This window comes from Pacificibacter marinus, assembly GCF_018860505.1.
GTDB classification, from domain to species: domain Bacteria; phylum Pseudomonadota; class Alphaproteobacteria; order Rhodobacterales; family Rhodobacteraceae; genus Celeribacter; species Celeribacter marinus_B.
This window is the reverse complement of sequence record NZ_JAHKPU010000034.1, coordinates 81095-88589: the sequence shown is the minus strand read 5'-3', so window position 1 is coordinate 88589 and position 7495 is coordinate 81095. Positions and strand designations below refer to the sequence as shown.

Annotated in this window: 7 protein-coding genes; 1 reads left to right on the top strand and 6 read right to left on the bottom strand. The window is 55.5% G+C overall.

The features are described from left to right. Positions 1 to 435 precede the first annotated feature (435 nt). Positions 436 to 1434 (top strand): lytic transglycosylase domain-containing protein, encoded by a 999-nt coding sequence (locus tag KO503_RS13525; RefSeq protein ID WP_215992082.1) that lies wholly within the window; start codon positions 436 to 438, stop codon positions 1432 to 1434. 170 nt (positions 1435 to 1604) lie between these two features. Here the strand turns inward: KO503_RS13525 and KO503_RS13520 are convergent, their stop codons facing one another. The 6 genes from KO503_RS13520 to KO503_RS13495 all read right to left on the bottom strand — a co-directional run bounded on the left by KO503_RS13520 (position 1605) and on the right by KO503_RS13495 (position 7492). Further along, the gene (locus KO503_RS13520) at positions 1605 to 2357 is read right to left on the bottom strand and encodes an SDR family NAD(P)-dependent oxidoreductase (protein ID WP_215992081.1); all 753 of its coding nucleotides are present in this window, start codon (positions 2355 to 2357) and stop codon (positions 1605 to 1607) included. Further along, entirely contained in the window at positions 2354 to 3721 is a 1368-nt protein-coding gene (locus KO503_RS13515) for an FAD-binding protein (RefSeq protein WP_215992080.1), read from the bottom strand. The genes KO503_RS13520 and KO503_RS13515 overlap by 4 nt, the downstream gene beginning before the upstream one ends. Further along, positions 3718 to 4719, bottom strand: coding sequence for a lysylphosphatidylglycerol synthase transmembrane domain-containing protein (locus tag KO503_RS13510; protein WP_215992079.1), 1002 nt, complete (start codon positions 4717 to 4719; stop codon positions 3718 to 3720). The genes KO503_RS13515 and KO503_RS13510 overlap by 4 nt, the downstream gene beginning before the upstream one ends. 171 nt (positions 4720 to 4890) lie before the next feature. Beyond that, entirely contained in the window at positions 4891 to 5544 is a 654-nt protein-coding gene (locus KO503_RS13505) for a 3-oxoacid CoA-transferase subunit B (protein ID WP_215992078.1), read from the bottom strand. 68 nt (positions 5545 to 5612) lie between these two features. Next, entirely contained in the window at positions 5613 to 6407 is a 795-nt protein-coding gene (locus KO503_RS13500; protein ID WP_215992077.1) for a hypothetical protein, read from the bottom strand. Next, entirely contained in the window at positions 6404 to 7492 is a 1089-nt protein-coding gene (locus tag KO503_RS13495) for a GSCFA domain-containing protein (protein ID WP_215992076.1), read from the bottom strand. The genes KO503_RS13500 and KO503_RS13495 overlap by 4 nt, the downstream gene beginning before the upstream one ends. Between the last annotated feature and the right edge of the window lie 3 nt (positions 7493 to 7495).

Genomic DNA, 7495 nt, shown 5'->3' with positions numbered 1-7495 from the left:
GGTCAAAACAACCCAGTCAACTGTTACTGCGCCGTCTTCGTCTGCTTGGAAGTTTTTGTAGAGTTTGAAAAATTTCATGTCGTTACCCTCCGGGGTATATCTGATGTCCACGTTCTAAGCGGTGTTAGCTGCGGTGTTTCCCGTACCGCGTCGTCTGCCTTGTCGCTTTCGATGTGACTATATGGCCCCCGAACTGGGGCAAGAGTGGGGCAGGAATAGTACGTTTTTGGTACAGTTAATTTTTGATCACTCAAAAGATGTAAGCGATTGAAATATAACAATTTAAAAATTAACCTTTTTGCAGTTTATCGTTTGTAGGGGGAATGCGTCGTTAACCAAACCGGTTATTGGTGCCAATTTTGCGCTAATTACTGGCCGAAACCCCTTATTTTTGCGAAGCTGACAAAAATGAGAAAAAGCAGGTTGGGCATATTCATGAGTGGAATCACTATTTGGGCCAAGATTAGGGCCAGGGTGCCACGTACAGGTGTTTCGAAACTTTGCCTTTGTGCAGGTCTCATATCGGGGGTCGCCAGCGCAGCACCGCTTGCGGTCTTGGCGCAAAGCAGTCCGACCGGTCCAACTGGCCCCACCGTTATAGGCCCCAAAACCGGAAGTTCTGTTAAAAAGGTTACTCCTTCGCTGACGCCAGCCCCTTGGCCAAAAGTGACACCGCGTCGCCTCACGCCACCCAAATCGGGCACGACCAATCGTATCACCGTTCAAATCCGGCCCTCATCACCCAGCGCGCCGCAAGGCCCTAGCGGCCCAACTGGCCCGCAGCCCGCTGGCACTGTCATGCCTTTGGCCGATGTGCCAAAAGCGCCTGCCGATCTGCAAGACTGGTATTGGACTGTTGTGCCCCATGATGTGGCAGGCGCGGGCCCTGAACGTTTTGCGCTGGCTTTGGCTGGGCTCGACAATGATCGTGCGGCAACCCTGTCTACCCCCAGTTTCCAACAGGTCACCGATCTGGCCAATAAATATGGAACAGATTTGCTGATCCATTCTATTGGTACAGATGTCAGCCCGGCTTTGGCCTTGGCGGTGATTTCAGTGGAATCTGCGGGCAAAACGAATGCGGTGAGCGGAGCAGGTGCGCAGGGCTTGATGCAATTGATCCCCGCCACAGCCGCGCGCTTTGGCGTCACTGATCCCATGGATCCCGCGCAAAACATTCGCGGTGGGATCACCTATCTGGATTGGTTAATTAAAGAGTTCAAAGGCGATGTGGTCTTGGCGCTGGCGGGTTACAATGCAGGCGAAAACGCTGTCAAAGACAATCGCGGCGTACCGCCCTTTGCTGAGACCCGCGCCTATGTGCCCAAAGTCCTCGCAGCATGGCAAGTGGCCCGCAGGCTCTGCGTCACCCAGCCCGAACTCTATTCTGATGGCTGCGTCTTTGCCACCAACGCGCTGCGCTCGTCGAATTAGGGGCGCACCGACTAACAAAGTTAGAACAGCCCCCTATGCAGGCGCAAAACATCAAAAAGGGACGCTCCATTTGGGCGTCCCTTTTGTGTGACATATATTTATGTGACATTTACATGTGCCGCAAAACGCGAGCTGTTAACCTTAACGGCGCAACGCTTTGGCGCGCTCCCTCAGATAGACATCTTTTTAAAGATAAACTCAGGGATATGGCAGATGATCAGCATGATGTAGCGCCAGAAGAACGGCGTGTAGATCACATTCTTTTTCTTGGTGACGGCTTTCATAATATCCGAGGCCACCTTTTCTGGGGCCGCAACCAAGAACATGCCTTCGACATCCCATGTCATCGCCGTGTCCACAAACCCCGGTTTCACAGTGACCACATGACCGCCTGCGCGGGTTAAACGGTTGCGCAGACCTGACAAATAGGTGGCAAAACCCGCTTTGGCCGATCCGTAAACATAATTGCCGATACGCCCTCGATCCCCCGCAACAGATCCGACACCCACGACCGTGCCATTGCCACGGCTTTCCAATTCTGGGGCCAGCATTTGCAAAAACGTGGCTGGGCCAGTGAAATTGTCTTGCACCGTGCCGTTGATCAGATCGGGCTCGGCATCAATCGTATTTTGCGTGGGCATAGAGCCGACAAACACAGCACAATTGATCACGCCGTCTTCTGCCGTTGCGCGGTCAATAATCGGGGCAAAGCTGGATGTGTCGCGCGCATCAAAAGCGCAAGGCTCTGCCGTTTTTGCGCCGCGTGCCAAGCAATCTTGCGCTGTGCTGATCAGATCATCCATGTCGCGTCCGCAGACCAACACGGTTGCGCCGCGTGCAGACACATCGCGTGCAAAAGCCCGCGCCATTGACGAGGTTGCGCCCAAAATGATCCATGTCTGGTTTTGTGAGGCTTTGCTCATGCGCTCTCTCCTTGGCTCATTTTGGATTGATCTTGAGAAGGCTGATCTGCCTCAGCAGGCGCACCGCGCAGCTGCAATCGGCGCACCAAATCGGTTTCCATTGCGCGCTCAGGGTCGGCTTTTGCCACCTCTTGCTGCCATGCCTCTTGCTCTGGGTACATGCCCGCGATCTGTTTGGCTTGGGCCAAGCCGTCTTTGGCAAAGTAAATCCGCCCGCCTGCCTCGCGCGCCAGATCGGTCAATTCACGCACCAAATATTCGGCGCTGCCGCGATTGGGAAAATCCACCGCCAAAGTGTAGCCTTCCATCGGAAATGACATATAGCCCGCGCGTCCCGCGCCCATCTTTTTCAACACTGCCAAAGGTGAAGCCAAACCTGACGCCGCAATCCGTTCCAGCATGATGCGCAAACAATTGGTGGCCTCAAGCGGTACAACGCATTGAAATTGGTTAAAGCCGTTTTTGCCATACAAGCGATTCCAATTGTGGATCGCATCCAGCGGGAAAAACGGGTCGGTAATCGGTTTGACGCTTGTGCGCCCAGAGGCGGGCACGCGGCGAAAATACATCTCGTTGAACAGACGCACGATTGGCGCGGACAAAGCCCAGCGGGGCGCGTTGAATGGCACCGATTTGCTTTTGCCGCTGCCAGGGTTCACGCCCGATGTGATTTCGCTTTCTTCCAAAACGCCACGGCCTAAATTGGCACCCTTGGCTGTGGCGTCGATCCAACCGACAGTGTAATCGGCAGAACTGTCATCAAAGGCCACGAAAAATTCGTCCAAATTGTCGATGCGTCGCTCGGTCAAAACCATCAGGTCGCCTTTGCAGGGGGCCATTTGCATCTTGGCCGAAGCAATTACGCCGGTTTGTCCCAATCCGCCGACAGTGGCTTGGAAGATACCAGTATTTTTCGGTGTGATCACGCGGGTCTTGTCGCCTTGGATCAGCGTGATTTCGGTCACATGCTGACCAAATGAGCCAACGACATGGTGGTTTTTGCCATGCACATCATTGGCGATACAGCCGCCGATGGTGGCAAAGCCTGTGCCGGGCATCACCGGTGGAATCCACCCCCTAGCGGCAAACATACGCCCCAGATCTCCGATCGGCAAACCCGCTTCTACATGCACCACGCCAGAGGTCTCATCAAAGGACAGCACCCGATCCAAACGCGTCATGTCCAAAGACGGCGCGTCAGATGTCAGGGCCGCGTCGCCGTAAGATCTGCGCATGCCAAAGGCGGGCACGGCAGATTTCTCCAACAAGCGTTTCAACTGCGATGCGCGTTCAGGGCGGGCCACGTCACCTGAGGCACGATGCGCGCGCCCCCAGCCTGTGGTGTCTAAAGTTTTCCAGCTCATGTTTGAATTCTCTTTGATATGCGTTCCGCGATGGGAAAAATGATCAGACCGATGACAATGGCGAACCAAAGTGTGGTCAAGCGAATGATGGCCGTGGCAGGCAGGGACAGCGCCAAAGGCACGCCCTCAAGGCTCAGCAGCGCGATCATCGCAGCTTCTGCGCCACCCACGCCACCCGGCGCGCCCGTTAGTCCGCCTGCCAAGGTTGAAAACAGGAATATCGCGATGGCGGTTGACGCAGTGACATCTGCGCCCATCCATGCCAGCAATAGGTAAAAAGCCAGCCCTTCGGCCAGCCAGCCCGCAAAGGCCAACACTGATCCTTGGAACAAGGTGCCGCCTTGCGAGAAAGGCGCAAGCGCGCTTGCCGCACGGCGGAGTTTCGCAAACAGGCGCGGGGCTTTGCCCGTGGTTCGATACCCCAAGCTTGCGCACCATGCCAAAAGCGCAGGGCGAGTGACAATAAAGGCGGCCAACAGCGCCAAAAGCGTGACAGGCACGCCACCTGCAATTTTTGACGTTGATAACAAAAGTGCACCCGCCAAAAGCACGGCCATCGCCGCCAAATCTGAGGCGCGATCGACCAAAACCAAAGGCGCAGTGCGTTCAAAAGCCCAACCTGTTTCGCGCCGTATCCAGCGCATTCGTACCAATTCGCCCACACGCCCTGGTGTGACCGTCATGGCAAAACCACCCAGAAAATGACGCATGTTGGTGGTGAGAGACAGGTCGAGCCCAAGACGTTTGGCAAACAGATGCCAACGCAATCCGCGCAGACCATAATTCATCAGCGACAGCGCCAGCAGGGCGCAGACCTGCCATAGAGTGAGTTTTTGGATTTGATGCAGTGTCTCAGACCAACCCGTCGCAGCCGCAGCGCCCAAAAGGCCGATGATGAGTAAGGCCAAAAGCCCCAGCAACACCACGCGATCGCGCAAGGCTTTGGACCCACCTGCGGTAGGTCTTATGGTCGAGGAAATGGTTTGCTCTTGCTGCATGTGATCAATTTTGCCTGTATTTCGTGCCGTTCTAGCGACAGATTGGGGCAAGAATATGATGCTGTTGCCTATATGGCGACAATAGAGAGGGGTTTGGTTAAATAAAAGGCCCCCCAAACTGGAGGCCTTTGTCAGTTCTATGGTGTTCAGTCCTACGGTGCTGGGCGCGGATCAGTCGACAATCGTCGCCAAAGTCGCCGCGCGCAGATCGGCCTCGGTCACGCCCTCGGCGGTCTCAACGATTTTCAATCCGCCCTCAACCACATCCAAAACGCCCAAGTTGGTGATCACGCGATCCACAACCGATTTGCCGGTCAAGGGCAGGGTGCATTCTTTCAAAAGTTTGCTGTCGCCGTGTTTGTTTGTGTGATCCATGACCACAACAACACGACCCACGCCCGCGACCAAATCCATAGCGCCGCCCATGCCTTTGACCAGTTTCCCGGGGATCATCCAGTTGGCCAGATCGCCTTTTTCATCCACTTCCATCGCGCCCAAAATCGCCATAGCGATCTTGCCGCCACGGATCATGCCGAACGAAAAAGCGGAATCGAAATAGGCGGTGTTTGGCAGCTCGGTGATGGTCTGCTTGCCCGCGTTGATCAGGTCGGCATCCTCGGTGCCCTCCACAGGGAAAGGCCCCATGCCCAACATGCCGTTTTCAGATTGCAGGGTGACTTCGACGCCATCAGGAATGAAATTTGGCACCAAAGTCGGGATGCCGATCCCGAGATTCACATAGGTCCCGTCTTCCAGTTCAAGCGCTGCACGCGCTGCCATTTGATTGCGATCCCACCCCTTTGGGGCTTGTGTGTCTGTGGCCATGATGTGCTCTCCCTAAATCCGCAACGCTGCGGTGTGATCTGGTGCTGGCGGCTTGCGCGCGCTGGCGATTATGACTGTGGTGCTGATGCGGGTTCCAGTGGGGCGAGGCCCAATTGGCTTTGTGCATAAGCTGCGAAAATCTCTTGCCCGTAGGCGGCATTAGTGTGTCTGTTGTCGACCTTGTCGCCGACATCTGTGACCGACGACTTGGGGCGTGCAAAGATGTCTTTGGTCGCGAAAATACCCTGACGCGTGTGGTTCGGTTGCGCGATAAACCGATAGCCAAAATCGGCCAAACTTGTCCCCATGGCGTGCTCATAGATCTGCGACCAATCGGCTGCTGTGTGACGTTTGTTCAGCCGCGACATGGTGCTCTCGAATCCCGGTCCGCGTTTTGCGCCACGCGCCAAAGGATAGGGGGCGGGCATAAACGTGATGCGTGGGTCGTCGTCAAACACATCGTGACGCGCCTCGACAAAATCATAGACCGCAGTGCCGATCAAGGCCCGCGCTGCACTCAGCGACATCACAGGGCGCAGGCTGCGTTCCTCATATTCCAAGATGTCGTAATCGGCCATCAAACGGGTGACTGCGCCCATAGCAAAGCGTTCACCCACGTGAAAAATTTGCGCGTAAGGGGCAAGATCAATCATCAAATTGCCGTTCCATTGCTGGCTCATTTTACAGCCGTAAGTATCGCTGGGCGTTGGGCCAAAAGTGCTGCCGATCATCAGTGATCTGGAATGCACGGCGCCGGGCAGGGAAAAATAATCGACTTCAAGGTCGGGGTAAGCGCGTTTGATCCAATCTGAGGCCATGCGCACGCTGGCCGAATGAGACGTGCCCAGAACCAAAACCTTCATGTCAGGCTCCTGTTCATGGCGTCCAAAAGTACCTCTTCGCATTGCACAGCGTTGTCGCCATCATCGGTCATGCCGCCAGTCAGGCTGGATGAAGTTCGGGGCTGGGGGGCGTTGACCTCTTCGCCGTGGGCTTGGAAAAACATGTTCATCGCCGCTTTGACGCCAGCGTTAGTCACGCTGCGCTGGTTGGCCTCGAAAAAGCGCCCGCGCGTGGCCGCATTGGTGATGACCTCAAAGGACGGGAAATAATCGACCGTATCATGGGTACGGGCAAATTCGCCCGCAGCTGCGCGTAGAACCGATTTGGAATAGGTCGTGGCGGGCAAGACATGCGTGCCCGATGCCGTTGCCGTCAATGGTACGGGCGAGACAGTGAGCAACAGCTTGAAATGCGGGTTCCGGCTTTTGCCAAAATCGTTCAAAGCACGTAAATCGGCCATAACAGCGCGATGCCCATCGTTGCGATAACTGATTTCTTGCGGTTGATCTGGCGCGGCGATCACGCCTGGGGCCGTTGGATAAACCGTGCCCGAGGCCTCATGACACCATGTTTCGGTCAGCCCAAGAGTGAAAACCAACAGCTCAGTCGATTCAAAAGTCTTGCGTAAAATGCGCAGATGGTGGGCGCGCGCGTCCCCTACCAATTCGGGGGTGTCATAGCCGTCTGGCTCAATCGCAGGACGCTGCGCATCGACATATTTCCCGTCAGGACGTTGCCACACTGGGGCGTGGGGCGTCTCAAACCCGTAAGCCTCGTGCAACAGTTGCACCATTTGACGCGCTGTATAGATATTGCCGTAGCGCGCCGAATACATGCCATAGCCAAAGCGTGTCATGACATCGCGACGAAAATTGTGCCTTGGGCTTTCAAAATCCAACACGGCCCAATCGCGCTCATGTAGATTGCGATGCACATGCTGCGCAAAACAACTGCCCGCTGTCATGATCGCCGTGTCTTTGGTGATTGCAAATTTAGGCAGGTAAAGTCCCTGAATTGCCGGAAGCGGCTCAACCGAATCTGGCACCTCAGCCACGACACCGCTGCGCCAAAAAGCGCGGGGCGGCAAGCTATCATAGGGGGACATCAC

Coding starts and splice junctions, on each gene's coding strand:
- KO503_RS13505 (WP_215992078.1), bottom strand. CDS start 5,544: ATGGCCACAGACACACAAGCCCCAAAGGGGTGGGATCGCAATCAAATG.
- KO503_RS13510 (WP_215992079.1), bottom strand. CDS start 4,719: ATGCAGCAAGAGCAAACCATTTCCTCGACCATAAGACCTACCGCAGGT.
- KO503_RS13495 (WP_215992076.1), bottom strand. CDS start 7,492: ATGTCCCCCTATGATAGCTTGCCGCCCCGCGCTTTTTGGCGCAGCGGT.
- KO503_RS13520 (WP_215992081.1), bottom strand. CDS start 2,357: ATGAGCAAAGCCTCACAAAACCAGACATGGATCATTTTGGGCGCAACC.
- KO503_RS13515 (WP_215992080.1), bottom strand. CDS start 3,721: ATGAGCTGGAAAACTTTAGACACCACAGGCTGGGGGCGCGCGCATCGT.
- KO503_RS13525 (WP_215992082.1), top strand. CDS start 436: ATGAGTGGAATCACTATTTGGGCCAAGATTAGGGCCAGGGTGCCACGT.
- KO503_RS13500 (WP_215992077.1), bottom strand. CDS start 6,407: ATGAAGGTTTTGGTTCTGGGCACGTCTCATTCGGCCAGCGTGCGCATG.